This window comes from Halanaerobium sp., from assembly GCF_003070835.1.
In genome coordinates, this window is record NZ_QBLR01000012.1 from 1 (window position 1) to 25,708 (window position 25,708).

Sequence of the window (25,708 nt, forward strand, 5' to 3'; positions counted from 1 at the left end):
CATCGTCATCGTCTCTATCATCGTCATCGTCATCGTCTCTATCATCGTCATCGTCATCGTCTCTATCATCGTCATCGTCGTCATCGTCGTCATCGTCTCTGTCATCATCATCTCTGTCGTCATCATCATCTCTGTCATCATCGTCTCTGTCATCATCATCTCTGTCATCATCGTCTCTGTCATCATCATCTCTGTCATCATCATCTCTGTCATCATCATCTCTGTCGTCATCGTCTCTATCATTATCATCGTAGAGGTCATCTAAATTATCGAAATCATTATCCAGGTCATCATAGCTGCCATTGGAGTCTAATATCTGAGATATCTCGTCCAAATTGACACCTTCATCATAATGAAGGTCAAATACTTTATCAAAAATATTTTCTTTCTCCTGTGAGTTAAGATTCTGGTTGCCAGAAATCTTCTGAATGACTTGTCTAAAATCTGAATTTTCCTGGGCACCTACCAGTGAAGCCGGCATTAAAGCAGTTAAGATCAGCAGTGAAACTAAAAAAGTTGATAAATATTTTTTCATAATTGTCATACCTCCTTATAATTATTATTCAGCATAACATTAATTTTTATTGAATAATAGTAATTATATAACATTTCTCTGTTGCCGCAGAGCAATTTATGCTATAATAAATTAAGAGTTAATTTAAGTCTTAAATTATATCATCAGGGAGGAAAAATAATTATGAATCTAGATCACCGTCAGCAAAAATCAAAATTTAAAATTTTAAACAGCAATGGAGAGCCGCTCAAAAACCAGGAAGTTGAAATTTCCCAGAAAGATCACGAATTTCTCTTTGGCTGTAATGGTTTTGAATTTGTCCCCTATGCCAGTGACCAGCTTGATGCTGAAGCGGCTGCGGAGACTGAAAAATACATAGCCAGATTTTTAGATATTTTCAACTTTACCACCCTTCCCTTTTACTGGGGGCAGTTTGAACCAGAAAGAGGAAAACCGCGAACTGAAGAACTAAAAAAAGCAGCCCAATTCTGTCAGCAGAATAATTTAACTGTTAAAGGACACCCTTTAAGCTGGCATACTCTGGCTCCTGACTGGCTTTTAGATTTAAGTAATCAGGAAATCTGGGAGGCGCAGATCAAACGGGTTAAAAGAGATCTCAATGATTTTAAAGAGCTGGTTGATATGTGGGATGTAATTAATGAAGTAGTGATTATGCCCAATTTTGATAAATATGATAACGGCTTAACCAGAGTTGCCCAGGCTAAAGGCAGAATTAAGGTGATTAAGGAACTTTTTGACACCTCTCAAAAGGAAGCTCCAAAGGCCACATTTATCCTCAACGATTTTAATACTACAGCTGCCTACGAAATTTTAATCGACGGCTGTCTGCAGGCCGGAGTTGAAATTGATAATATCGGAATCCAGTCCCACATGCATCAGGGTTACTGGGGTCTGGAAAAAACTCAGGATGTTTTAGAAAGGTTCAGCCGTTTTGGCATCCCGATTCAGTTCAGTGAGGTAACTATGGTTTCCGGAGAGCTGATGCCTGCTCATTATCTTGATTTAAATGATTATCAGGTTGAAAACTGGCCTTCTACTAAGGCTGGAGAAAAAAGACAGGCAGAAAATGTGGTGGAGTTTTACAAAACACTTTATGGTCATCCACTGGTTGAGGGGATTACCTGGTGGGATTTAATTGACGGCCAGTGGCTCAATGCTCCTTCCGGCCTCTTAAGAGAAGATTATTCACCAAAACCAGCCTACAATGAGCTCAAAAAATTGATTAAAGATGAGTGGTGGACTGAAACCAAAAAGCTTAAAACCGATGTAAATGGTGAGCTTGAGTTCACCGGTACAATAGGAGATTACAGTTTAAAGATTAAAGATAAAGAAATTGATTTCAAATTAGAAAAAAATCAGGCTGAAATTTCTCTTAGTTTAGCTTAGCTTTTTAATCAAATCAAATAAGCAGATAAACTAAACCCTTCTCTTTAAAATTTTTGAGAAGGGTTTTTTATGATATTTATTATATTCTACTTGATTTCTCTGATCCAGCCTTCAGGGGCCTCAATAACCCCAAGCTGCATCTGAGTTAGAGTTTCATATAATTTTTTAATTACCGGTCCCATAGCTTCCATGCCGCTGGAAAGTTCAATCTCCTGCTCACCATTAACTATCTTACCGACTGGCGAAATTACAGCTGCTGTACCGCAGAGACCTGCTTCAGCAAAATCCTTAACTTCCTCAAGTTTAACCGGTCTTTCTGTAACCTTTAAATCAAGGTAGTTTTCAGCCAAATAAAGGATTGACCTTTTAGTTATTGAAGGAAGGATAGAATTGGACTCTGGAGTTACCAGTTCCTGATCTTCAGTGATGAAAATAATATTAGCTCCACCACTCTCCTCAACATAGGTTCTGGTAGCTGCATCTAAAAAGAGATTTTCATCATAACCCTCTTCGTGAGCCTCGACTGTAGTATTTAAGCTCATCGCATAGTTGAGTCCTGCCTTTAAATGACCGGTTCCTCTCGGTGCTGCTCTGTCATCCTTACTTACTCTTAAAGTGAGTGGATTTACCCCACCTTTAAAATATGGTCCGACCGGAGTTGCATAGAGTCTGAACTGAAACTCTTCTGCCGGTTTGATGGCGATTACATCTTTTGAGCCGAAGATAAAGGGGCGGAGATATAAAGAAGCTCCTGTTCCATAGGGAGGTACCCAGTCAGCGTTGGCCTCCACAACCTGATCAACTGCTTCCAAAAATCTTTCTTTAGGAAATGACGGCATCCTCAGTCCCTGAGCCGAATTAATCATTCTTTCTGCATTCAAATCAGGTCGGAAAGTAACAATTTTATCGTCCTTAGTGGTATAGGCCTTTAAACCCTCAAAAACCTGCTGACAGTACTGCAGGACAGCCGCACTCTCATTGATCACCACATTTGATTCGGCTGTTAATTTACCCTCACCCCAGCTGCCATTTTTATAATTTGCTATGTACCTCTTATCGGTTTCGTGATACTCAAATCCTAAATTTTCCCAGTCTAAATTCTTTTTTGCCATAATTAATTCTCCTCTCTGCTCTCATCTCTAGTATTTTATCAATTCAATATTTGACTGCTCCAGCAGTTTTTCTGCAAATGGATCAGAATAAGCGTTTTTAAAATATATTTTCTCAACTCCGGCATTAATTAAGATTTTGGTGCAGATAATACAGGGCTGATGGGTACAGTAAACTGTAGACCCTTCCGTCTTTACCCCGTGAAATGCTGCCTGGGCAACTAAATTCTGCTCTGCGTGAACTCCCCTGCAGATTTCATGTCTCTGACCACTTGGAACCTCCATTTCTTCCCGCAGACAGCCGGTTACCTCACAGTGGGGAATATCCTTTGGCGCCCCATTATAGCCGGTTGCCAGGACTTTTTTGTTTTTCACTAAAACGGCCCCAACCTTTCGCCTGAGGCAGCTTGCCCGGGTGGCAGCCAGTTCTGCCATTTCCATAAAATATTCATTCCAGTCCGGTCGGTTCAAATCAATCACTCCCAATATAAATTATAATCCTATCATAACATTTTTTATTCTAAATATGCAAAAAAACTCCCCTGATGAAATTTATTATCACAGGGGAGTTTGGATTAGTTATTCAATTATTAAATAAGCTAATTTGTGGTTAAACCTGAGCTTATCCAAGCAGTTGATGGTAATCCTGAATTGCCCTCATCTCGTAGTCGTTATTGATTTCAGCCTCAATACCGTCCACACTAGCTCTGGCGGCATTGGTCGTTGTAATATAGGGCAGCTTATATTTAATTGCTGCTGCTCTGATATAGCTGTCATCTTCTATTCCTTCTTTGCCGATCGGAGTATTGATCAGCAGCTGAATTTCTTCATTTTTAATGGCATCTACAATATTGGGGCGTCCGTGGCCCAGTTTATTGATCAGCTCTGCCTCGACTCCATTCTGCTCCAGGAAGTCTTTAGTCCCCGGGGTAGCAAGAATTTCAAAACCGAGTTTTTTAAGTTTTTTTGCTGTGGGCAGTATTTTTTCCTTATCCCGGTCATTGACTGTAATTAAAACCTTGCCCTCAGTCGGCAGCTCGAGTCCGGCAGCTGTTTGAGCCTTGTAGAAGGCCTGAGCATAGGTGCTGGCAATTCCCATTACCTCACCGGTAGCTTTCATTTCCGGTCCCAGTACGGTATCCACATTTTCGAATTTATCAAAGGGGAAAACCGCTTCCTTGACACCGGTATAAGGGATCTCCTGGTCCTCAAGCTCCATTGCAGCCAGCGATTCTCCGAGCATCAGTCTGGTTGCCAGTTGAGCCATGTTAACACCAGTCACCTTACTTACCAGGGGAACTGTTCTGGAAGCTCTGGGGTTTGCTTCAATAATATAGACCTGACCCTCATAGATTGCAAACTGAATATTCATCAGCCCTACAACTTCAAGAGCAGAAGCAATTTCGGCTGTATATTTTTTGATCGTCTCAAGCTGCTCCTCAGTAATCTCCAGTGAAGGAATGGCACAGGCACTGTCACCTGAATGGATTCCGGCTTCTTCTATATGCTCCATAACTGCAGCCACAAAGGTCTCCTCACCATCGGTCAGGGCGTCAACTTCTGCCTCCAGCGCATCTTCTAAAAACTTATCGATTAAAACCGGATGCTCAGCTGAAACTTCAGCCACCTGGGACTCTAAATAATGATCCAGGCTCTTTTTATTATAGACAATCTCCATTCCCCGACCTCCGAGGACATAGGAAGGTCTGAGCATCAGCGGGTAGCCAATCTTTTCTGCAATTTGATAGGCCTGCTCGACTGATTTGGCAACATCACTTTCCGGCTGTGGTATCTCCAGTTTCTGCATCAGTTTTCTAAACTCTTCTCTGTTTTCAGCAAAGTCGATGCTGGCCGGAGAGGTTCCTAAAATATTTACTCCTGCATTTTCCAGCTCCTCAGCAATATTCAGTGGTGTCTGACCACCAAACTGAACAATTACTCCTTCCGGCTTCTCTTTTTCGTAAATCCTGAGGACATCCTCGGCTGTCAGCGGTTCAAAATATAGTTTTGAAGAAATATCATAATCTGTGGAGACAGTTTCCGGATTACAGTTGACCATTACCGAATCATATCCCATTTTATCGAGGGTAAAGGATGCATGGACACAGGCATAGTCAAACTCAATTCCCTGTCCGATTCGATTTGGTCCTCCACCTAAGATCATTACTTTTTTGGAATCAGAAGCTGCAGCTTTTTCCTCAGCCAGATTATAGGAAGAGTAATAGTACTCACCCTCGGCTCCACTAACCCTGACCAGGTCAAAATTGTCATTTTCAACTGCATACTTGCGGGCTTTCCGCAATTTTTCTTCCTCATAATTTAGGATTTCAGCCAGATATTTATCGGAAAAACCCTTTTCTTTGGCCTCAACCAGAAGCTCTGCCGGCAGGGTCTGACCCTGATGTTTAAGCAGTTTCTTTTCCAGTTCCACCAGCTTCAGCATTTCTTCTAAAAACCAGCTTGAAATGTGGGTAATCTCTTTAATTTCTTCAACACTGATTCCGCGGCTGAAGGCCTCATAGATTAAAAAGTGGCGCTCACTGGAAGGGGTCATTAATTTTTCTAAAATTTCTTCTTCGCTCAGCTCTTTATGCTTTTTAACATTGCCAAAACCTGAGCGGCCGATCTCCAGGGAGCGGATCGCTTTTTGGGCGGCCTCTGCATAATTTTTACCGATACTCATCGCCTCACCCACAGCTTTCATCTGGGTGCCTAGCTTATCTTCAGCTCCGGGGAATTTCTCAAAAGACCAGCGGGCATATTTAACAACCACATAGTCTCCTCCTGGCTGATAGTGAGCCAGGTTTTCTCCATTATAATAGGGCAGCTCATCTAAGGTGATTCCCACAGAGAGCTTGGTTGAAATTCTGGCAATTGGAAATCCGGTTGCCTTGGAGGCCAGAGCTGATGAGCGTGAGGTTCTGGGGTTCATTTCAATAATTACCAGCCTGTCCTCTTCCCGGTTATAGGCAAATTGAAAGTTAGCACCCCCGATAACTCCGATTGCATCTGCAATCTGATAACTGTAATCTTCGATTCTCTGCTGCACATCTTCGCCAATGGTCAGCATCGGTGCCACACAGAAGCTGTCTCCTGTATGGACTCCCATTGGATCCACATTTTCGATAAAACAGATTGAAATTTTCTTTTCATTCTGGTCCCGGACCAGTTCGAGCTCCAGCTCCTGCCAGCCAATTACAGCTTCTTCGACTAAAACCTGGTTGATCATACTGGCAGCTATCCCATTATCAGCTACATTTCTCAATTCTTCTACGTTATAGACGAGACCACCACCAGCACCGCCCATTGTGTAGGCCGGGCGGACAACTACCGGAAAACCTAAGTCCTTAGCAATCATTTCTGCCTCATCCACACTGTAGGCCGGCAGACTTTTGGGCATTGGAACTCCCAGTTTTTCCATCTCTTCTTTAAATTTAATTCTGTCTTCTCCCCGCTCAATTGCTTCCGGCTGGATTCCAATAATCTCTACTCCATATTTCTCCAAAATCCCTTTTTCATAAAGCTCGGAAGCTAAATTAAGTGCTGTCTGGCCCCCTAAATTGGAAAGCAGGGCATCAGGTTTTTCCTTTTTAATAATGCGCTCGATACTCGCTGCAGTCAGGGGTTCTATATATGTACGGTCTGCCATCTCCGGGTCGGTCATAATGGTGGCCGGATTCGAATTTACAAGTACAATTTCATAGTTTTCTTCCATCAGTGCCTTACAGGCCTGAGTTCCAGAATAATCAAACTCACAGGCCTGACCGATTACTATCGGTCCTGAACCAATAATTAAAATCTTTTCTAAATCTTCTCTTTTGGGCATTAATTCTCTCCTCCTCAAATTATTTAGCCTTGTATATAGATTTTAGATAAAAACTCATATTCCTGCTTGAAGATTAATGTTTAAATTCATTAAATATTAAAAAAATAAAGCCGGGCTGAGCAGAAGACTCAGACCCAACTTATTCTTAAGATTATTTTACTGCAACAGCCGCAATTTCTACTTTAACATCCTTAGGCAGCCTGCTGACTTCCACACAGGCCCTGGCAGGAGCATCTTTAGTGAAATATTCGGCATAGATTTGATTGATCTGATTAAAATTATCCATGTCAGAGATAAATAATTCACACTTAACTACATCCTGCAGTGAGTAACCGGCTGCTTCTAATACAGCCTTTAAATTCTCCAGTGACTGAACTGTCTGTTTTTTTAGATCGTCGCCCACCAGCTCCCCTGTTTCAGGATTAATTGGAATCTGTCCTGAAATAAAGAGTTGATTATTGACCTCCACCGCCTGAGAATAAGGACCAATAGCAGCTGGGGCATTTTCTGTATTTATAATTTTTTTAGTCATAATTATCTCTCCTTCTTTAATCTCTTTTTAATAATTATAGATTGTATATTTTGAAACATTTAACTCCTCAGCAACACTTTTAGCAAAATTCGCATCTAATCCTGTTTTTCTTTCAGATTTAATTTTAAAGTGATTCAGTCTGCAGTTCTTTTTTAATTCTGCAGGCAGTTGGAGTTACAGCCAGTCCGCCACAGGAAGTTTCCTTAAGGCTTTCCGGAAGTGCATCTCCCACTTCCTTCATGGCTGTGATCACCTCATCTATTGGAATTACACTTTCAACCCCGGCCAGGGCCATTTCTGCAGCTGTGACAGCATTGCTGCTGCCGATGGCATTTCTCTTAATACAGGGTACCTCAACCAGACCTGCAACCGGATCACAGACCAAACCCAGCAGATTTTTTAGGGCCACTGCTGCTGCAGAAGCAACCGCCTGATTGCTGCCTCCCATCAGATAGGTGATTGCTGCTGCTGTCATTGCCGAAGCAGATCCGCATTCTGCCTGACAGCCGCCAGCTGCTCCTGAAACTGAGGCCTGTTTGGCAATAACCATGCCAAAGCCAGAGGCAACAAACAGAGCCTCTATAATTTTTTCTTCTTCAAATTGATATTCTTCAGCCAGAGTTAAGAGGGAACCGGGCATAATCCCACAGGAACCGGCAGTTGGACAGGCCACGATCTTCCCCATAGCTGAGTTCAGTTCCGAAACCGCCAGAGTATTGGCTATGATGCGGGAAAATAGGTCGCCAACCAGGCTTTTTCCTTCTTTTCTTGCCTGATCTACTAATTTTGCATCTCCTCCGGTCAAACCACTCATTGATTTTATATCCTGATTTAAAGCAGGTTTAACTGATTCCCGCATGACTTCTAAGGTTTCTTTCATCTTTTCCCTTACTTCTGCTTCCGAAAGTTCAGTAATCTTAATTTCCCGGTCGATAACCACCTGAGCCAGTGAGATTTCCTTTTTTTCTGCAATTTCGATTAATTCTTTTACTGTATTAAAATTTTCCACTCTGCTGCCTCCTCTTTAATTCAACGGCTTAATTAGTTTTGAAGTTTTGATGCCGGGGATACCTCTAATCAGGGACAGAATCTGATCTTCAATCTCATGGTCAAGGTTGATAATTGCTGTCGCCTGGTGACCTTTTCGCTCTCTTAAAACCTGCATTTCGGCAATGTTTAAATTATAGATATTTAAAATTTCCGAAATCTTGGCAATTAATCCCGGCTGGTCCTGGTGAAAGGTGATCAAAGTATAGTATTCTCCCTTTAAGTTTACCTCAGTATTATTTAACCTTGTAACAACTATTTTGCCGCCGCCAACCGAGGATGCTGTAATTGTTGTGTTGACTCCGTCTACATCTGTAATTTCCAGTTTTACAGTATTGGGGTGAACATTTTCTAATTTAATTGGAAAAAATTCAAATTTAATTCCCATCTCTGCTGCTGTTTTCAGCGAATCCTTGATTTTTGGATCATCAGTCTTATAGCCTAAAAGTCCGCCAATAATGGCCCTGTCTGTACCATGACCTTTATATGTTTCTTTAAAAGAACCGTGAAAATATATTTTTATATCCTGATATTCATTATTTACAATTTCTTTGGCAAGATTGCCGATCCTGACAGCTCCGGCTGTATGTGAGCTGGATGGGCCAATCATAACCGGACCAATCATATCAAAAGCACTTAGATTATCCATTAATGCACCACCTAAAAAAGATTTTAAAACTATATTTCAAACAATTTATGTAACTCTTACAAAATATTTTAAAGTGTCCACCAGCAGTTGTCAAGAATTTCGACTTTAACAGAAAAAAGACCGGTATTGCTACCGGCTCAAATTTGCTAGGAAACAAAATTTTCTCTTTTATTTTCTCTAAGTTCCTTTAGTTCTTTTTCTGACTCAAGAAATACCTTCAAGTAATCTCCTACAACTTCTAGATGTTTCTTCTCCTGCAGCAGATCATCAATTAATTCTTTTATTTTAGCGAGAGATTCTATCCGACTGAGGCTGAGTTTGGTAACCAATTTTTTGTCATTAAAGAGTTTACTGCAGTTAACAAACCTGATTAGCTCTTCCTCAGTAATCTGATGTGGATGACTACCTTCAAGTTCCAGACATTTTCTGGCTTCTGCAATTTCTGGAATTTTATATTTATCCTTAAGCTTCAACGCAGTTAATATCTCTGCTGTCACAATCTCCGGATATAAAACACTGCCATTTTTAATTTTCACCCGGGAGATAACTCCCTTTCTGGACCAGTCACGAAGTCTGAGTTCGGTATAAATTGGAGGGATTTCATCACCCCTTATCTCTTCTACAAGTCTGCGAGCACCATCTAAGGAAATCATAAATATCAGATCCTTTCCTGTGCTGTTAACACTATGTCAACAAGACAACTCACTTCTCTTAACTGCGCTCATCTTCGAAAAAATCCTGCCGATGTCCTTCTGTAATCCTCCATTTTCTGGCAACTTTCTTCGCCTTCAATTCTTTTTTCTTTATCAACTTCAAAACCGAATTTCTGGAGATTTTTAGCATATCAGCGACCTCATCTGTAGTATATACCTTCATCTAAAATCTCTCCTTTCTTACAATTATATTATACTACAGATTGATGGAGTTTTCAATTTTTTGAATACTATTTGAATATACCCTGACATATCTTTGAGCTTATTTGAAATATTTAATTTAAACTTTCTTCAAAAAACTGATCAGCCCTTCTACAGATAAAATTTTTATAGATCTTCGAGTTTTTGAAATTCTGCTGCTGCCTGGTCAATATTAAATTCTAAATTTCCTCTAAATATTCTAATGAAATTATGTCGAAAAATAATATCTGCTGTCTTATCTAAAATTTCTGAGCTAAATAGCCAAAGAATCTTCAATAAACCCCCAAAGAATGGAAAAGATTTTTCGGCCTTAATCAGATATAATTAAGATATGGATGAAATTAGTAATGATTTTTAAATTTGGGGGGATTCAGATGGAAAAAACACTTGCTTTAGTTACTGCTGGAGGCCGACTTGACCTTTTGTCTAAAACTCGTTCAAAGGCTGCCCTGCCATTTGCGGGGAAATTTAGGCTGATTGATTTTACTTTAAATAACTGCATAAATTCGGGCATTGAAAATATTGGCGTTATAACTCAGTATATGCCCTATTCATTAAGAGAACATATTGGGATCGGTAAGCCCTGGGATTTAGACCGCAAAAATGGAGGAATCACTATTCTGCAGCCCTATAAGGGTAAGGAGGGTGAAGACTGGTATTATGGTGATGCACAGGCTGTCTACAATAATCTAAGTTATATTATGAGTAATGGTCCTGAAGAAATATTAATCCTGCCGGGGAACCTGGTCTATAAAATGAATTATCAAAAATTAATCAGACAGCATCGAGAAAATGATGCTGATTTAACTTTAGCAGCTAACAATATTCCCTATCCTGATGCCCGTCACTTTTCTATTTTAGATTATGAAGATAATCTGCAGTTAAAAAACATAAAAAAGGAAGAAGAACCTGCTAAAAATCTGGTTTCAATGGGGATTTTTGTCTTTAAAAAAGAGGTGCTCGTTAAATATTTAAAAGAGTACTGCAGTCAGGGAGCAGTGGATTTTGAAACAGAGATAATTCCGCAGATGCTTGCTGATCAGAAAAAGATTTTCATCTCTAAATATCAGGGCTACTGGAGGAGTATTAGAACAGTTCAATCTTACTGGAAAAGTAATCTGGAAACTACTGACGCTGTTCCGGAAATTAACCTCTATGATCCAGACTGGCCAATCTATACCCGCAGTGAGGAAAAACCTCCAGTTAAATTTGGCCCTCATAGCCTGAGTACAAAAAGTTTGATTGCCAATGGCGCAATTGTCAACGGCAGAGTGGAAAATTCGATTATTGGACCGGGTGTCTACATCGAAACTGGAGCCCTGGTTAAAAATTCTATCATCTTAAATGATTCCACAATCCGCAAAAATTCACTGGTCAACAAAAGCATTATTGATAAAAATGTGGAAATTAAAGAAAATGTACAGATAGGTTATGGAAATGATTTTACGGTCAACTCTGATTCAGAAAACAATCTGGAAAACGGTCTAAATTTAATTGCAAGAAATATTTCTGTTGACTCCGGCTGCATTATTCACCGCAACTGCCGGATAGCCAGGGACCTAAAAAGAGGCCAGTTTAAAAATAATGAGATTCTAAGTGGAACTACAGTAGAATAGGTAATTTTAAAAAAATAAGCCGGGCTTGAGTTTCTGCCCGGCTTTAATAAATTAAGATTAAAATAAATTTTAATAATCCTCACTGCTGATATAAAGTTTTAAACTTTTTAGATAGTCAACATCATAGGGCGAATCTTCTTTGAAAATAATAGCCCTGATAAATGCAATTTTGGGGCTTAAAGACTTTTTAGACTCTTTATCTTCATTTAGGGTAATCTGAAAACGCCTCTCTTCACTGCGGCTGACAATTACAAAGGCATTCTCTTTATCTGAAAATGTATAAACATAATTTTGGGGATCAAAAACTGCATCATCCTCAGCAAAGGCAATATAATAATACTGGCTGTCATTGAACTCAAAGGTTGCAATCTTATAGTTTTCAATTAGATATTCAAGTCTACTTTCAGTTAACTGCAGCTCTATTCCCTTAATATAACCCTGATCATCAAGGTCATTTTGAAATTCTTCTATAAAATCTCCATCCATAATTGCATCAGTATATTTTTTATCAGGCCAGTTAAGCTTATTTAATTTAAGATAAACATTATCTACTACTTCTATTGGCTGGTTGGATGCAATTAATCTGCTCTTATCATAATTATCTTCATAGTGTTTGCTAAATTTCTGCAGATAAATATATCCCATATCACAGCTTTGATCACAGGTAATATCCATATTTTTATGCCTCCTTATCTAATACACATTCTATATCTATTCTTAAAAACCTGCCTTCAGTTAGCAATAATTTCTAACTATTATTATAACAAAATTTGAGAAAAAATTTAATAAATAAAATACAAAATGGAAAAAAGTAGGCTGCTTTTGGATCAGAGCTGAAAAAATCACAGAAATTTGAATTTTAGCTGGCGGGGATTTATAATTATATTAATTAAAAGAGGTGATGGCAAAATGTACTGGAATTTTTTGATTTCCCTGGCGGCATTTACAGTTATCTATTTTGTGCTGCTTTATTCAACCAGATTTATCTTAAAAGATTTAAGTGAAAAGCGATATAAACAGATTAGAGAAAACCTTAAGATTCCTCTGCTCTATCTGCTGATAAATATTGCGCTTTTGATTCCTTTTTATTATCTCAAAGAGAGCAATGAATTACTTGCTTTTTTGAATCACTTTTTAAGAATTACAATTATCTTTTTAATCAGCTGGTTTATAATTCGGCTGATGCATTTAATCAGGCTCTATCTTGATGATACTCATAAAATTGATGTCAGCAATAATTTAAAGGCCCGAAAAATACATACTCAGTACCGAATCTTAGAGCGGGTTATTAAAGTTTTGATTATCTTTATTGCAGTTGCTGCTGCCCTAATGACTTTTGATTCGATCAGGCAGGTCGGCATCAGTTTATTTGCTTCTGCAGGTGTGGCCAGTATTATTATTGGTTTTTCTGCCCAGAAGATTATTGCCTCGATTATTGCCGGCATCCAGCTTGCTATAGCTCAGCCAATTAGGGTTCAGGATGTAGTTATCGTCAACGGTGAGTGGGGCTGGATTGAAGAAATTAATTTAACTTATGTGGTGGTTAAAGTCTGGGACCGCAGAAGGCTGGTTGTCCCCACAACTTATTTTATCGATAATATTTTTCAGAACTGGACCCGAAAATCATCTTTTATTCTGGGAACTGTCTTTTTATACACAGACTACACAATTTCTGTTGATGCAGTCAGAGAGGAACTGGACCGGCTGCTGGAGGATAATAAGCTCTGGGACGGCAAAGTTAAGGTAGTTCAGGTAACTGATGCCAGTGAAAAATCGATGGAGCTGAGAATTTTAGTCAGTGCTGATGACTCACCAACAGCCTGGGAACTCAGAGTTTATCTGCGGGAAAAGCTGATCAAATTTATCCAGGAAAATTATCCCGAGAGTCTGCCCAGAACCAGAGTCGAATTTCCGGAAGATAAATAAAACCCATACACAGCTAAACCATGTATGGGTACACTTTTGTTATAAGCATTACATTTTTACTTTTGGAAGAGATAATGGCTGATAAACCACTCATCTCCACCGTTATAACCAAAGAACTCAGCCGAGGATATGAAAAATAGGCGCCAGTAATTCCACCACTTCTCAGCATCCTGAGCTCCATAGGTTGATTCTAAAATTGGATAAATAGACTGTTTTTTCTGGTCCATTATTGAAAGCCAGGCCTCTAGAGTTTTCTGATAGTGGCTGCCTGATACTGCCCACTGCTTTTCTAAACTAAGGTCACTGCTAAAATAATGGAGCAGATCCTGGCTGGGCATTGTGCCGCCACTGAAAAAATAGCGGGCCATCCAGTCAGTATTTTTGCTGTCCTGATAGGTAAAGGGATAAAATTGATGGGTAAAAATGTGAATAAATAGTTTGCCCTCATCAGTTAAAAAGCTACTCACTTTCTCCATTAACTTCTGATAGTTGCGCATATGTTCAAACATCTCGACCGATACTATCCGATCAAATCTGGCATCTGTAGAAAAATTATTGATATCTGCTTTTACCGCTCTTAGATTCTCGATTCTATTGTTAGCTGCCAGCTGATTGATATAATTTATCTGCAGCTTTGAATTGGAGACTGCAATAATCCTCGAATCAGGAAATTTTTTTGCCAGATAAAAAGAAAGGGATCCCCAGCCGCAGCCGAGTTCCAAAATATTCTGTCCATTTTCAATTTCTGCCCTCTCGGCAGTCAGCTTCAGCATCTCATCTTCAGCCTGGTCAAGTCTCTGCTGCAGGTCATCCTGTTTTTTTAACTTTTTATAGCTTAGATCATCAGACCATAAACAGCAGCTGTACTTTAAATTTCTGCCCAGAATTTTTTCAAAAAACTCAGGTGGAAGTTCGTAGTGCTGCTCATTAGCCGCTTCGGTTTGAACAGCTATTGGCTGTGTTTTCAAATTTTCCCTAAACATTTTTAAGTATTTAAATCTTGCTTCAATTGTAAGCTTATTCTGCTTTTTAATCCGCTTTTTGACAATCCTTCTAATTCCTCTTCTCAATAAAAAGTCAGGTATTTTTCCAGTTGCCAGAATATTATCTAAATCCAAAGTTATCACCTCAATAAGTGATTATTTATAAAAATATTATTAGTTAATATTATACAGCAGTATTATTAAAATTGCATTAACTAATTAAAATTGCATTAACTAAAAGTTATTTTTTTATAAAATAGCCGGCAGTAATACTGACAATCAGCGCCAAAGTCATAGCAGGTAGGAAATTTAAATTAAAATATCTAATAATAAACACAAGAACGAGACCAATGCCAAAATAAATTAGATTCTTCTTAGTTTTATCAGTCATTTTATCATCCTTTATAGTTCGGTATTTTCTTTTATTTTAGTTAAAAATTCTCTGCCATAGCGGGAATACTTTACTTCTCCAACTCCACTTACTTCAAGCATCTGAGATTGATTTTGCGGCAGAACCCGGCACATATCCTTTAAAGTGCTGTCGTGAAAAATAATATAGGGTGGGACACCTTCCTTTTGGGAAATTTCTTTGCGCAGCTCTTTTAAAATCATAAAAAGCTCGCTGTCCTCACTGACCTGTTTTTGTTCTGCTTCTACCCTTTTTTCTACCTCGAGTTCGCCGTTCATAATCTGATATGATTTTTGATTTAACTTTAAAAGTGGGTACTTAGCTCCTGACTGGCTCAGATAATCATCGGCCACCAGCAGATTAATCAAATTCTTAATCTCCTTAATCGTATAACCCGGCATAATCCCGTAGGTTGAAAGCTGATCGAAATTTGATTCTAGAATCTTCTGGCTCTTTGAACCTGCCAGCACCTTGGCTGTAACAGTAATTCCCCAGCGCTGATCAAGCCGGTAAACACAGGATAAAATTTTCTGCGCCTCAACTGTGATATCTTTCAAATCCCGCTGGTCATTGCAGCTGCTGCAGTTATTACAGCTCGCCGGTACCTTTTGGTCACCAAAATATTCTAAAATATAGGCGCGCAGACACCTGCTGGTGTGGCAGTAATCGACCATCTGCTGCAATTTTTTTAGATGCTCCTCTTTTCTTGTTGAGGAAGACTCTACCTGATCGATTAAAAATTTCTGAATATGCTTATCTCCCGGTGAATAGAGCAAAATACAGTCTGCTGGCTCTCCATCACGACCGGCACGGCCAGCCTCCTGATAATAGGACTCCATATTTTTGGGCATGTTGTAGTGGATTACAAAGCGGACATTGGACTTGTCAATCCCCATCCCAAAGGCATTGGTGGCCACCACAATTTTAAGCTTATCATAGATAAAATCTTCCTGAACAGCTGTCCGCTCTTTTTCTGAAAGACCAGCATGATACCTACCGACCTGATATTCCAGACCGGCAAGCAGCTCATAGATTCTGTTGACTTCTTTTCTGGTTGCCGCATAAATAATTCCCGGCTGCTCGGAATTAACTTTTAGATAATCCTTTAAAAACTGATCCTTATCTATACCCTTGCGCAGCTTGAAGCTTAAGTTGGCTCTATCAAAACCCCCGGTGTAAATATTGGGATTTTCCATCTGCAGCTGTTTGCTGATGTCCTTCCTGACTGCTGGAGTAGCTGTAGCGGTAAAGGCGCTCAGTATGGGCCGAGGTTTAAGCCTGTCTATAACCTGAGAAATGTTTAAATAACTGGGGCGGAAATCATGTCCCCACTGAGAAACACAGTGAGCCTCATCGACTGCAATCATTTCAATATCAATCTGCTGCAGGAGCTTTAAAAAACGGAAAGAGTTTAACCTCTCCGGAGCAACATAGAGCAGCTTATATTCCCCCGCAGCTGCAGCCTCTATTCTCATTTCCAGTTCCTGATTTGCAATCGAGCTGTTGATAAAAGTCGCTTTGATTCCCATCTCTTTTAAGGCATCGACCTGATCCTTCATCAGAGAAATCAAAGGAGAAATCACAATAGTTAAACCTTCAAAAATAAGGGCTGGAATCTGGTAACAGAGTGATTTTCCGGAACCAGTCGGCATTACAGCGACTGTATCTCTACCTGCGAGAATATTTTCAATTAATTCCTGCTGCCCTTTTCTAAAACTGCTGTAACCATAGTATTTATTTAAAATTTCTTTGATATCTGTAGCTTTAGACATAAAAATTCCTTCCTGCTGCTTAATTTTTTGCTTTAATCCTGAACAAATATCTCATAATCCCTGCCATTTACAGTCAAACCGGAATAGTAATAATCATCATAGGCATTATTAATAATCAGGTTATATCTGCCGCGGCGGGCATGATAAATATCATCATTTAATGTCACAATCTCCAGTGGCTGATCTTCAGAATTTCTTCGCAAATTAATCAGTTCATCTAGCTTATCTTTTAAATTATATCTAAAATAGTCATTCCAGTAAATTACGGCTGGATTATCCTGAAAAAGTATATAGGCATAGCCGAGCTCCTTATTGGTGATAATTGCATCCCGGTTAAAGTCTCTTTCATCTCTTTCTATATCATGATTTGATAAAAAATTAACCTTATTTTTTTTGGAAATTCCCTCCAGACTCTGAACTGGAAAAAAAGGATCCATACACATCTCCTTGATGCTGTAATAAAGCGGAAAGTTGAACAAATTTATCTGACTGTGGTCAATAAACTCCTCCAGAATCCGGTCATCACCATGCCAGTATTCTCCCACCATAAAGGTATTATCACGAAAGTGATCGGCAAATTCCTTCGCAAAATCCCAGCGCATATCTTTTAGATTATCCAGTCTGAAGCTGTCAAAACCTATCTCATTTTTTAGCCAGCTGGCCCAGTTTATCAGTTCATTTTTCATATATTCGTCATCAGAGTAATAACAGATTGTCTCCCCAAAGCTGTTGCGGCTGCTGCAGTCACCACACTCATGGCAGAAATGTTGATGATTTTTAGGAAAATCAGATTCCGCAAATCTGGTGAAAGTTTTTTCCTCAAAGTGTGGGTTCCACTCTTTATCTCCACCCAGCATGTGGCCTAAAACCAGATCCGCCATTACCTTGACCTCATTGTGATGCAGTCGCTTGATCAGTTTTTTTAGAGTCTTTTTATTGCCAAATTTAGAATTCAAATTATAATGTTCTTTTATATCATAACCCATTGAGTTTTTTCCATTCATCCCTCTTGATGGAGGCGGCAGCCAGACTGTATCAAAACCCTTAACTGCTATCTCATCTGCAATAGCTGCAATTTCTTCCCACCAGTCATCAAGACAGTTCCAGTAAAATCCCTGTAAAATTAACATATTTCCATAGCTCCTAGTTTAATTAACTTTATTTTAATAAATAATATTTAGTGTTAGCTAATTATAACATAAATTTCGACATAAAAACAGAAAAGCCCGCTTGAGAAAATCTCAAACGGGAATTATTAATAAAAACTGCTTAAATCTGGTCTCAGCCAGCTCAGGCTATATTAATTTTATAATTTTTAAAAACCGCATTTAGTTCTGCCATTTTCTTTTCCGAAGGTGGCTCAACAGCTGCAAGTTTATATTCCAGGCCTAAGTTTTCCCACTTGTGTTTTCCTAACTCGTGGTAGGGCAGCAGCTCAATTTTTTCTAAATATTTTTTGGGCTTGAGATATTCTGCAAACTGCCTCATCTTCTCCAGATCATCAGTAATTCCAGGAACTATAACCTGTCTGACCCAGTAAGGCTGTTTTTCTTTTTCCAGCAGCTCCACCAACTTAAGAGTCTTTTGGTTGCTGACCCCGGTTAGATCCTGGTGGATCAGATCATCCATTGTTTTGATATCCAGCAGTACCAGATCCAGATAGGGCAGAAATTTTTTAAACTTTGCGGGCTCCACAAAACCAGAAGTATCCAGGGCTGTATGCAGTCCTTCCTCTTTTGCCTTTTTTAAAAGATCGAGAGTGAATTCCGGCTGCATTGTCGGCTCACCCCCGGAAATTGTGAGACCACCACCGGAGCGCTCAATATAGGGTTTGATTTTAATAATCTTCTGCAGCAGGGAGTCAGTAGAAACCTTTTTCCCTTCTTTTAACTTCCAGGTGTCAGGGTTGTGGCAGTACTGACAGCGCAGGGGGCAGCCCTGAGTAAAAACAACAAAGCGGATTCCCGGTCCATCAACAGTGCCCATACTTTCAGTTGAATGAATATATCCCTCAGCCATTGTGACCTCCTTTTGTTTATTTGAACCAGGTCCAAAATCAATATTTTGGACCTGGTTCAAGTGAATTACTGCACAATTAAATACTTTTATGGAAAGTTCTCGCAATTACTTCCTGCTGCTGTTCTGGAGTCAGCTTAATAAAGTTAACCGCATAACCGGAAACTCTAATTGTCAGCTGTGGATATTCTTCCGGATGTTCCACTGCATCAAGCAGGGTTTCCCGCTTTAGAACATTGACATTTAAGTGGTGTGCTCCCTGGCCAAAGTAGCCATCCAGAATCGAAGTCAGGTTATTAACCTGGGCTGACTCAGATTTACCTAATGCTTTCGGCACAATGGAGAAGGTATTGGAAATACCATCCTGGCAGTACTCATATGGTATTTTAGCCACAGAATTAAGGGAGGCTAAAGCACCTGATGTATCTCTGCCGTGCATGGGATTGGCTCCTGGAGCAAAGGCTTCTCCTGCTTCTCTGCCGTCCGGAGTTGCTCCTGTCTTTTTACCGTAAACTACATTTGAGGTAATGGTCAGAACTGACATGGAATGAACTGCATCCCGGTAGAGCTGATGCTGTTTTAATTTGTTGATAAATAATTTCAGTACTTCTACTGCCAGCTCATCAACCCGATCATCATCATTACCGTATTTAGGGAAGTCTCCCTCAATTTCAAAATCAATGATCATTCCTTCTTCATTTCTAATCGGGCTAACATCAGCATATTTAATAGCACTTAAGGAGTCGGCAATAATAGAAAGTCCTGCTACTCCAAAGCCCATGATCCGCTGCACTTCTGTATCGTGCAGAGCCATCTGAACTGCCTCATAGGCATATTTATCGTGCATAAAGTGAATAATATTTAAAGCATCTACATATTTTTCACTTAACCAGTCGAGGAAGCGGTCAAAGTTTTTCATCACCTGATCGTATTCTAAGACATCTCCCTCATAAGGCTTAAATTCGGGTCCCACCTGAGCACCTGTTTTCTCATCCTTACCTCCATTTAGAGAATAAAGTAGGGTTTTAGGCAGGTTGCAGCGGGCACCAAAATACTGAATATCCTTACCCGGAGTCATTGCAGATACACAGCAGGCGATTCCATAATCATCAGAAAAGTTGCGGCGCATCAAATCGTCATTTTCATACTGCAGAGAGCTTGTATCTTTAGAAACCTTGGTGCAGTAGTTTTTAAAGCTCTCCGGCAGCTTTTCTGACCAGAGAACAGTCAGGTTGGGCTCCGGAGCCGGGCCGAGATTATAGAGAGTATTTAAAATTCTGTAGCTGGTTTTGGTTACCAGAGGTCTGGTGTCAATTCCGATTCCTCCAAGTACAATTGTTACCCAGAGTGGATCTCCACTGAAGAGCTCATTGTAGGCTGGAGTTCTCAGCTGGCGGGCCAGCCTCAGTTTGATTACAAAATCATCGATAATTTCCTGAGCTTCTTTTTCGGTCAGCAGTCCGGCTTCTAGGTCTCTTTCAAAATAGATATCAAAGAATTCTGCCACCCGACCAAAGGACATTGCCGCCCCATTATTTTCCTGAATTGCAGCCAGATAGGCAAGATAGGTCCACTGGACGGCCTCTTCTGCATTTTTTGCCGGACGTGAAAGGTCACAGCCGTAAGTTTCTCCAAGCCCCTTTAATTTTTTCAGCGCTTTAATCTGATCACTGACCTCTTCTCTGAGGCGAATTGTCTCTTCTGTCATCGGGCTCTTTAAATTGGTCTTATCTTCCTTTTTAGCTTCAATCAGTCTGTCCACACCATAAAGTGCTACTCGCCTGTAATCACCGATGATTCTGCCGCGTCCGTAAGCATCCGGCAGGCCGGTAATTACACCCGAGCGCCTGATTTCTCTAATTTCTGGGGTGTAGGCATCATAAACACCATCGTTGTGGGTCTTTCTATATTTAGTAAAAATCTCATCTATTTCGGGATCAACTTTTTCGCCGTAGGCTTCTGCTGCCTGACGGGCCATTCTGATTCCTCCATAGGTATTTAAGGTTCTCTTTAAAGGTTGATCAGTCTGCAGTCCAACTATTATTTCCTGCTCCCGGTCAATATAACCGGCGTCATAGGCGTTGATATCTGCAACTGTTTCTGTATCAATGGCCAGTACACCATCATTTTCTCTTTCTTTTTTTAAAAGTTCGGAACTCTGTCGCCAGAGATCTTCAGTTCTTTTAGTTGGGCCTTCTAAAAAATCAGCTCCACCTGTATAGGGAGTATAATTCTGCTGCACAAAATCTCGAACATCAATCTGCTCTTCCCATCTCTGACCTGTTAATTTTAAAGTATCAAACTCCATTAAAAATCCTCCTCTTTTAGTCTTATAATCTTATTGGCTGCTTAAAAGATTTTTTGAGTAAGCACCTGTAAAGTCATTATTAAATTATATTTAATCTTTTAAGCTGAATTTCATCTTCTATCTTAGCAGAAAAAATTACCATCGTCAAATCTTGAGTGCTTTACTATGTTTTGTTATGCGGCTCTAATTGTAAATTAGATTACAATAGCTTGCTTAAAGACTAAAATCTGCAGATAAACAAAAAAATCGCCCCCCGGATAAAGAATTTACTCAATATCCAGGCGGGCGATTTACTAAAGATTATATTCCCCTATGGTTAAACCCATATTTATCCGCCAGTCATATAATCTAGATATTTAAATTTTTAAAACTACGCTTATTAGTTTAGCAGATTGTATGATACCTGTCAAATCAAATTTCGGCTGCCACCCGGCAGGGAGCTGCTTCCGCTCTAACTTTAAGCGGAAATACCAAAATCTTAAATGAACTTAAGCCCAGCAGCTTATCTAAATTGCAGAGATTTTCTAAAATAAAAATATCATTTTCAAATAGTTTTTGATGGATTTTAAAAGGACTGTAATCAGGTGAAGGCATATCAAATCCCAGCACTTTGATTTCTTTTTCAATTAAAAAATCGGCAAATTCTTCCGAAATCAGAGGATGCTTGCTGTAATATTTTTTGCTGCCGTACTCTTCTGCCATACCGGTGTAAATAATAACAATGTCATTTTTTTCGATCTCAGACTTATATCTTTCCTGCAGAGTAATAATTTCTTTTCCCACAGCATAGATTAATTTAGCCCGACCGGAAATAGAGTTAAGGTCAATATCCGCAGCATTGCGGACCTCTTCCAGCATGTGGGCCGGCAAATCAAGATGAGTCCCGGTGTGCATCCCAATCTTTAAATTATGATTGCAGTAGCCGTCCCGTGCAGTTTTTTTGTCATTGACCAGCTCAACTTCGATATCTCCCGGATAAACAGGCATCCCATTGTAAATTTCATAGCTTAAATCTATCAGCTTTGACACAATGCACCTCCTTTTAAAACCTCAAATAAAATTATTTTCTCAAAGTTGCTCTGATGCGCTCCGGATTTGAAATCAAATCAAAAACATCATTAATTTCTCGGCTGATTAATTCCGCTCCCATCAGAGCACCGCGGGCAGTTCCCTCCGGTCCAATAACAGCAATCCCAAGCTCAGCATTTTTCAGCATCTGGGCATCATTATTGCCGTTTCCTACTGCAATAACCCTCTTTCTGCCGAGCTTTTCTACAAAATCAGCCTTAAATTTACTGCCGTCATTACCTTCAATAATTACCAGCTCGACATTTAAATCTTTTAGCAGATTTTCTGCGTTGCCTAAGGTATCAGCAGTTAGAACATAGAGCTCAAATTCTTCTGCCAGCCGGTTAATACCTTCTTTTACCCCGGCAATTAATTCTCCATCACAGGCTAAGGTTCCATTAAGATCGAAGACAATTTTTTCTACTTTTAAATTTTTACATCCTGGTATATTTATATCTAGCATAGCTTCCTCCTTATCTATTGGTGCAGACTGCCCTTCAGCATAATTTTATCTACTATTTGAAAATTTTTTGAGCCTGATTTTGATAAACTTGCAGATCACTGCTGCTGTAGAGAACAAATCTAATTTTTTCAACACTTTCTAACTCAGAAGCTAATTTATTAACTGCAAGCAGGCTTATTTCTGCTGCCTCCTTAATCGGGTAGCCAAAGGCTCCGGTCGAAATCGCCGGGAAGGCAATCTTTTTAATCCTGTATTCTTCTGCCAGCTTTAAAGAATTTTGATAGCACTTTTCCAAGAGCGCTGCCTCAGGCTTATCTCTGCCGTAAACCGGTCCCAGCGTGTGAATTACATACTGGTTGGGCAGGTTAAAGGCTTTAGTAATCACCGCCTCACCTGGTTTGATTGGCGCCAGAGCTCTGCAGGCTTTTTCAAGTTCGGGTCCGGCTGCTCTGTGGACTGCCCCGGCAACTCCACCTCCAGTACGAAGCTGGGCATTTGCCGCGTTAACCACTGCCTCAATATCATTTTGGGCTGCTATATCTCCCTGGATCAGCTCCAGTCTAATTCCATCAATTTGAAAGTCCATTTAGATCACCCTTTCAAAAAGTATTAAAACTTTAACTGACTTAAAAAAATGCAGTTTTAAAGACCATTATTTGACTCTGACAGGGGTAAGTAAGAAAGATTCATTTGTATTTATATAATTCTTTAGTTGTTTATCATTTCCTTTTTTTAATTGCTATAAAAATAAGATTTTTATATTATAATTTTCTAACTATTTTAAAAAAAATAATCATCTCTTCAGCTCAATAAACAAGTTCTGGCGACTTAAATAAATTATTATGGAGCCTCAGGGCTTTAATCTTCGTTAAACCTTTTTAAGCTCTCTTCTCGAATCTCTATATCTTGACACTAACTCTATTCTTTCCTATAATCCATGGTGGAATTGATGATAAAAGATTTAAATTACTTTCTCTGGGAGGTAATAATAAGGATGATTGATGAAAATTTAGCAAATGAAATTCAGGAATGGATGCAGGAAAAAGTTGAAGCAAGAAATGCAGATGGTGTTGTAGTTGGACTTAGTGGAGGTATAGATTCCTCTGTTGTTGGAGCCCTGGCCAAAAAGGCCTTTGGTGACAATGTTCTGGGAGTTATGCTTCCGGCCAATGGTACAGTAACTAAAGATGTAGAATATGCTGAATTACTTGCTGATAAATTTGACATCGAAACTCTCAAAGTAAATATGAAAGAAATCAATGAGCCGCTGGAAAATAGATTGAAGAACATAGACATCGAAGAAACTGAGCGGAATCACTGGCCGCAGACCAAGATTCCTACTCCAAATCCGGCTGAGCAGAACATTCAGACTCGATTGAGAATGATGACCCTCTATTATATTGCTGAGAAAAAGAACTATGTAGTAATGGGAACCAGCAATAAGAGTGAAATTCTAACCGGATATTATACACTTTATGGTGATGGAGCAACAGATATGAGGCCGATCGGAGATTTAAACAAAACTCAGGTCTGGGAGTTGGCAGAAGTCCTGGGAGTTCCGGAGGAAATAATTAATCGCCCTCCTACAGGTGGCTGCCGCGGAGATGAAAGTGACCGTGATGAAAAAGAGTTTGGGATCAGCTATGAAGACTTTGATCAGATTTATGAATCAATCAACAATAATGATGATCTCTCTAAATTTGAAGAGGGAGATGTAAAGCGGGTTAAAGAACTGATTGACGCCGCCAGGGATAAATCAGATATCCCTACCTTTAAGATAGCTGAATAGATTATAAATAAAATATTAGTTTAGACAAATAACTACAAAAGCTGACAGGCACCGTGAACCTGTCAGCTTTTGTCATTTTAGCATTTATTTTGTTGAATCTGAGTCTTTTTCGACTTATTTAGACATATATCGGGTGGTTCACGGTGCGTGTACATTTAAAAGAGATGCTCAAATTCCTCATAGCCTTCTTCAGCCAGATCTTCAGCCGGGATAAAATCTAAAGCAGCTGAATTTATACAGTAGCGCAAGCCTGTGGGCTCCGGGCCATCTTCAAATACATGGCCTAAGTGAGAATCTGCCCCTTTCGATCTGACCTCAATCCGAGTCATCCAGAGTGAGTTATCCTCAACTTCAACTATATTATCTTTGACCAGCGGCTTGGTAAAGCTTGGCCAGCCGGAACCTGATTCAAATTTATCAGTTGAAGAAAAGAGCGGCTCACCGGAAACTACATCTACATAAATACCGGGCTCTTTGTTATCCCAGTACTTATTATTAAAAGCAGGCTCTGTTGCATCAAGTTGAGTTACCTTATACTGCAGATCAGTCAGTCTAGCTCTTAATTCCTGATCGCTTTCTTCCTCATTGATTACTACACTGTCAGCGTCTTCAGTCTTACAGAATGTCACACATTCAGACGGGTCAATACTATTTTTTTCTAAAAGCCTCTCCTGCAGCTCGGTGCTTAAACCAAGCTCACCGATATTCTGAATAATATTATCCCGTTCACCATTACCGGTAATATAACCACTTACTTTGGTTACAGCCGGTGAGTTGATAAATTCTTCCATTGTCATCTGGTCCAGATAGTGCTCACGGAAAGCTACCTGCTGCTGAAGTCTGAATTTCTGATGATAATCTTCAGCCAGATAGAAGCGGTTGAGCTCTTTGATTTCAGTTTTGATCTCTCTGCCGCTTTCAGCCTCCAGCTCTTCTTTTACTGCTTCAGCTGTCTGCTGCTGCTCTGAGTTATTATATAAAATCAGAGAAGCATACTGCCTCGAATAAGACTGAGCATAAGGATTGTGACTGTCGAAGAAAATCTCCACCAGTTCTCTGTAGGAAATCACTTCTGGATCATAATCGACTTCAATTGTTTCTGTGTGATCACCTATCACCTTATAAGTTGGATTTTCAGTTGTTCCACCTGCATAACCAACTCTGGTTCTAACTACTCCTTCTAAGGCCCCAAAAGAAGCATCAGGTCCCCAGAAGCAGCCTAAGGCAAAAGTCGCTGTTTCAGTCTCCACCTCATTCATTTTCTGATCATAGGGAATTTCAGTCTGGGCCACAACACTAGCTGTCATGCCAAAAACACTCAGTAAAACAACCGCCATTACTATTAAATAATCCATCTAAT

Annotated in this window: 25 protein-coding genes and 1 riboswitch; of the genes, 4 read left to right on the forward strand and 21 right to left on the reverse strand. The window is 39.7% G+C overall.

The window, feature by feature from the left end; all coding sequences use genetic code 11:
* A partial coding sequence (locus tag CI949_RS02600; RefSeq protein ID WP_290762768.1) for a hypothetical protein occupies positions 1 to 535 on the reverse strand: 535 nt, incomplete at its 3' end.
* A gap of 162 nt (positions 536 to 697) precedes the next feature.
* Here CI949_RS02600 and CI949_RS02605 point away from each other — a divergent pair.
* Positions 698 to 1,921 (forward strand): endo-1,4-beta-xylanase, encoded by a 1,224-nt coding sequence (locus CI949_RS02605; RefSeq protein ID WP_290762769.1) that lies wholly within the window; start codon positions 698 to 700, stop codon positions 1,919 to 1,921.
* 86 nt (positions 1,922 to 2,007) lie between these two features.
* On the opposite strand, the gene CI949_RS02610 is transcribed toward CI949_RS02605, so the two are convergent.
* The 9 genes from CI949_RS02610 to CI949_RS02650 all read right to left on the reverse strand — a co-directional run bounded on the left by CI949_RS02610 (position 2,008) and on the right by CI949_RS02650 (position 10,274).
* On the reverse strand, positions 2,008 to 3,033 hold the full coding sequence (locus tag CI949_RS02610; protein ID WP_108138092.1) for a branched-chain amino acid aminotransferase: 1,026 nt from the start codon (positions 3,031 to 3,033) through the stop codon (positions 2,008 to 2,010).
* Positions 3,034 to 3,060: 27 nt separating this feature from the next.
* Positions 3,061 to 3,501: a cytidine/deoxycytidylate deaminase family protein gene (locus CI949_RS02615; RefSeq protein ID WP_108138090.1), complete on the reverse strand. Its 441-nt coding sequence runs from the start codon at positions 3,499 to 3,501 to the stop codon at positions 3,061 to 3,063.
* Between the two features lie 151 nt (positions 3,502 to 3,652).
* Entirely contained in the window at positions 3,653 to 6,856 is a 3,204-nt protein-coding gene (carB, locus tag CI949_RS02620) for a carbamoyl-phosphate synthase large subunit (RefSeq protein ID WP_290762770.1), read from the reverse strand.
* 151 nt (positions 6,857 to 7,007) lie between these two features.
* Entirely contained in the window at positions 7,008 to 7,388 is a 381-nt protein-coding gene (locus CI949_RS02625; protein WP_133530135.1) for a RidA family protein, read from the reverse strand.
* A gap of 124 nt (positions 7,389 to 7,512) precedes the next feature.
* The gene (gene sdaAA / locus CI949_RS02630; protein WP_108138084.1) at positions 7,513 to 8,397 is read right to left on the reverse strand and encodes an L-serine ammonia-lyase, iron-sulfur-dependent, subunit alpha; all 885 of its coding nucleotides are present in this window, start codon (positions 8,395 to 8,397) and stop codon (positions 7,513 to 7,515) included.
* A 15-nt stretch (positions 8,398 to 8,412) separates the two neighbouring features.
* Entirely contained in the window at positions 8,413 to 9,084 is a 672-nt protein-coding gene (gene sdaAB / locus CI949_RS02635; RefSeq protein ID WP_290762775.1) for an L-serine ammonia-lyase, iron-sulfur-dependent subunit beta, read from the reverse strand.
* A 146-nt stretch (positions 9,085 to 9,230) separates the two neighbouring features.
* Positions 9,231 to 9,737, reverse strand: coding sequence for a hypothetical protein (locus CI949_RS02640; protein ID WP_108138080.1), 507 nt, complete (start codon positions 9,735 to 9,737; stop codon positions 9,231 to 9,233).
* Positions 9,738 to 9,795: 58 nt separating this feature from the next.
* Positions 9,796 to 9,960, reverse strand: coding sequence for a helix-turn-helix domain-containing protein (locus tag CI949_RS02645; protein ID WP_108138078.1), 165 nt, complete (start codon positions 9,958 to 9,960; stop codon positions 9,796 to 9,798).
* Positions 9,961 to 10,124: 164 nt separating this feature from the next.
* A complete protein-coding gene (locus CI949_RS02650) occupies positions 10,125 to 10,274 on the reverse strand; it encodes a hypothetical protein (protein ID WP_290762778.1) in 150 nt (49 codons plus the stop codon).
* Positions 10,275 to 10,372: 98 nt separating this feature from the next.
* Between CI949_RS02650 and glgD the strand changes: the two genes are divergently transcribed.
* Positions 10,373 to 11,614: a glucose-1-phosphate adenylyltransferase subunit GlgD gene (gene glgD / locus CI949_RS02655; RefSeq protein ID WP_290762780.1), complete on the forward strand. Its 1,242-nt coding sequence runs from the start codon at positions 10,373 to 10,375 to the stop codon at positions 11,612 to 11,614.
* 69 nt (positions 11,615 to 11,683) lie between these two features.
* Here glgD and CI949_RS02660 read toward each other — a convergent pair whose 3' ends face one another.
* On the reverse strand, positions 11,684 to 12,289 hold the full coding sequence (locus tag CI949_RS02660) for a hypothetical protein (RefSeq protein WP_108138074.1): 606 nt from the start codon (positions 12,287 to 12,289) through the stop codon (positions 11,684 to 11,686).
* Between the two features lie 234 nt (positions 12,290 to 12,523).
* Between CI949_RS02660 and CI949_RS02665 the strand changes: the two genes are divergently transcribed.
* Positions 12,524 to 13,540, forward strand: a complete 1,017-nt coding sequence (locus CI949_RS02665; RefSeq protein WP_108138072.1) for a mechanosensitive ion channel family protein — start codon at positions 12,524 to 12,526, stop codon at positions 13,538 to 13,540.
* A gap of 56 nt (positions 13,541 to 13,596) precedes the next feature.
* Here CI949_RS02665 and CI949_RS02670 read toward each other — a convergent pair whose 3' ends face one another.
* The 9 genes from CI949_RS02670 to CI949_RS02710 all read right to left on the reverse strand — a co-directional run bounded on the left by CI949_RS02670 (position 13,597) and on the right by CI949_RS02710 (position 23,145).
* Positions 13,597 to 14,667 (reverse strand): class I SAM-dependent methyltransferase, encoded by a 1,071-nt coding sequence (locus tag CI949_RS02670; RefSeq protein ID WP_365941425.1) that lies wholly within the window; start codon positions 14,665 to 14,667, stop codon positions 13,597 to 13,599.
* Positions 14,668 to 14,764: 97 nt separating this feature from the next.
* Positions 14,765 to 14,914: a hypothetical protein gene (locus tag CI949_RS02675; RefSeq protein ID WP_290762785.1), complete on the reverse strand. Its 150-nt coding sequence runs from the start codon at positions 14,912 to 14,914 to the stop codon at positions 14,765 to 14,767.
* An 11-nt stretch (positions 14,915 to 14,925) separates the two neighbouring features.
* Positions 14,926 to 16,704, reverse strand: a complete 1,779-nt coding sequence (gene recQ / locus CI949_RS02680) for a DNA helicase RecQ (RefSeq protein ID WP_290762787.1) — start codon at positions 16,702 to 16,704, stop codon at positions 14,926 to 14,928.
* A 32-nt stretch (positions 16,705 to 16,736) separates the two neighbouring features.
* Positions 16,737 to 17,834 carry an alpha-amylase family glycosyl hydrolase gene (locus tag CI949_RS02685; RefSeq protein WP_290762793.1) on the reverse strand — a complete coding sequence of 366 codons (1,098 nt, stop codon included), beginning with the start codon at positions 17,832 to 17,834 and terminating at the stop codon, positions 16,737 to 16,739.
* Positions 17,835 to 17,994: 160 nt separating this feature from the next.
* Complete coding sequence (gene pflA / locus CI949_RS02690) at positions 17,995 to 18,723, reverse strand: pyruvate formate-lyase-activating protein (RefSeq protein WP_290762794.1); 729 nt, start codon at positions 18,721 to 18,723, stop codon at positions 17,995 to 17,997.
* Between the two features lie 76 nt (positions 18,724 to 18,799).
* Positions 18,800 to 21,028, reverse strand: a complete 2,229-nt coding sequence (gene pflB, locus CI949_RS02695) for a formate C-acetyltransferase (protein WP_290762795.1) — start codon at positions 21,026 to 21,028, stop codon at positions 18,800 to 18,802.
* Positions 21,029 to 21,296: 268 nt separating this feature from the next.
* Positions 21,297 to 21,381: riboswitch (ZMP/ZTP riboswitch) on the reverse strand.
* Between the two features lie 58 nt (positions 21,382 to 21,439).
* Positions 21,440 to 22,057, reverse strand: a complete 618-nt coding sequence (locus tag CI949_RS02700; RefSeq protein ID WP_290762796.1) for a cyclase family protein — start codon at positions 22,055 to 22,057, stop codon at positions 21,440 to 21,442.
* Positions 22,058 to 22,088: 31 nt separating this feature from the next.
* Complete coding sequence (locus tag CI949_RS02705) at positions 22,089 to 22,559, reverse strand: HAD family hydrolase (protein ID WP_290762797.1); 471 nt, start codon at positions 22,557 to 22,559, stop codon at positions 22,089 to 22,091.
* Positions 22,560 to 22,611: 52 nt separating this feature from the next.
* The gene (locus CI949_RS02710) at positions 22,612 to 23,145 is read right to left on the reverse strand and encodes a macro domain-containing protein (RefSeq protein WP_290762798.1); all 534 of its coding nucleotides are present in this window, start codon (positions 23,143 to 23,145) and stop codon (positions 22,612 to 22,614) included.
* Between the two features lie 408 nt (positions 23,146 to 23,553).
* On the opposite strand from CI949_RS02710, the gene nadE reads away from it, so the two are divergent.
* Positions 23,554 to 24,348: an NAD(+) synthase gene (nadE, locus tag CI949_RS02715; RefSeq protein WP_290762800.1), complete on the forward strand. Its 795-nt coding sequence runs from the start codon at positions 23,554 to 23,556 to the stop codon at positions 24,346 to 24,348.
* 155 nt (positions 24,349 to 24,503) lie between these two features.
* Here the strand turns inward: nadE and msrB are convergent, their stop codons facing one another.
* Positions 24,504 to 25,703, reverse strand: a complete 1,200-nt coding sequence (gene msrB / locus CI949_RS02720; RefSeq protein ID WP_290762802.1) for a peptide-methionine (R)-S-oxide reductase MsrB — start codon at positions 25,701 to 25,703, stop codon at positions 24,504 to 24,506.
* Positions 25,704 to 25,708: the final 5 nt, after the last annotated feature.

Excerpts from the sequence above, each read along its gene's own strand:
- CI949_RS02710 (WP_290762798.1), bottom strand. The coding sequence starts at position 23,145 with ATGGACTTTCAAATTGATGGAATTAGACTGGAGCTGATCCAGGGAGAT.
- CI949_RS02610 (WP_108138092.1), bottom strand. The coding sequence starts at position 3,033 with ATGGCAAAAAAGAATTTAGACTGGGAAAATTTAGGATTTGAGTATCAC.
- msrB (WP_290762802.1), bottom strand. The coding sequence starts at position 25,703 with ATGGATTATTTAATAGTAATGGCGGTTGTTTTACTGAGTGTTTTTGGC.
- nadE (WP_290762800.1), top strand. The coding sequence starts at position 23,554 with ATGATTGATGAAAATTTAGCAAATGAAATTCAGGAATGGATGCAGGAA.
- pflA (WP_290762794.1), bottom strand. The coding sequence starts at position 18,723 with ATGGCTGAGGGATATATTCATTCAACTGAAAGTATGGGCACTGTTGAT.
- carB (WP_290762770.1), bottom strand. The coding sequence starts at position 6,856 with ATGCCCAAAAGAGAAGATTTAGAAAAGATTTTAATTATTGGTTCAGGA.
- CI949_RS02605 (WP_290762769.1), top strand. The coding sequence starts at position 698 with ATGAATCTAGATCACCGTCAGCAAAAATCAAAATTTAAAATTTTAAAC.
- sdaAB (WP_290762775.1), bottom strand. The coding sequence starts at position 9,084 with ATGGATAATCTAAGTGCTTTTGATATGATTGGTCCGGTTATGATTGGC.
- CI949_RS02660 (WP_108138074.1), bottom strand. The coding sequence starts at position 12,289 with ATGGATATTACCTGTGATCAAAGCTGTGATATGGGATATATTTATCTG.
- CI949_RS02645 (WP_108138078.1), bottom strand. The coding sequence starts at position 9,960 with ATGAAGGTATATACTACAGATGAGGTCGCTGATATGCTAAAAATCTCC.
- glgD (WP_290762780.1), top strand. The coding sequence starts at position 10,373 with ATGGAAAAAACACTTGCTTTAGTTACTGCTGGAGGCCGACTTGACCTT.
- CI949_RS02640 (WP_108138080.1), bottom strand. The coding sequence starts at position 9,737 with ATGATTTCCTTAGATGGTGCTCGCAGACTTGTAGAAGAGATAAGGGGT.
- recQ (WP_290762787.1), bottom strand. The coding sequence starts at position 16,704 with ATGTCTAAAGCTACAGATATCAAAGAAATTTTAAATAAATACTATGGT.
- CI949_RS02685 (WP_290762793.1), bottom strand. The coding sequence starts at position 17,834 with ATGTTAATTTTACAGGGATTTTACTGGAACTGTCTTGATGACTGGTGG.
- CI949_RS02705 (WP_290762797.1), bottom strand. The coding sequence starts at position 22,559 with ATGCTAGATATAAATATACCAGGATGTAAAAATTTAAAAGTAGAAAAA.
- CI949_RS02625 (WP_133530135.1), bottom strand. The coding sequence starts at position 7,388 with ATGACTAAAAAAATTATAAATACAGAAAATGCCCCAGCTGCTATTGGT.
- pflB (WP_290762795.1), bottom strand. The coding sequence starts at position 21,028 with ATGGAGTTTGATACTTTAAAATTAACAGGTCAGAGATGGGAAGAGCAG.
- CI949_RS02665 (WP_108138072.1), top strand. The coding sequence starts at position 12,524 with ATGTACTGGAATTTTTTGATTTCCCTGGCGGCATTTACAGTTATCTAT.
- CI949_RS02675 (WP_290762785.1), bottom strand. The coding sequence starts at position 14,914 with ATGACTGATAAAACTAAGAAGAATCTAATTTATTTTGGCATTGGTCTC.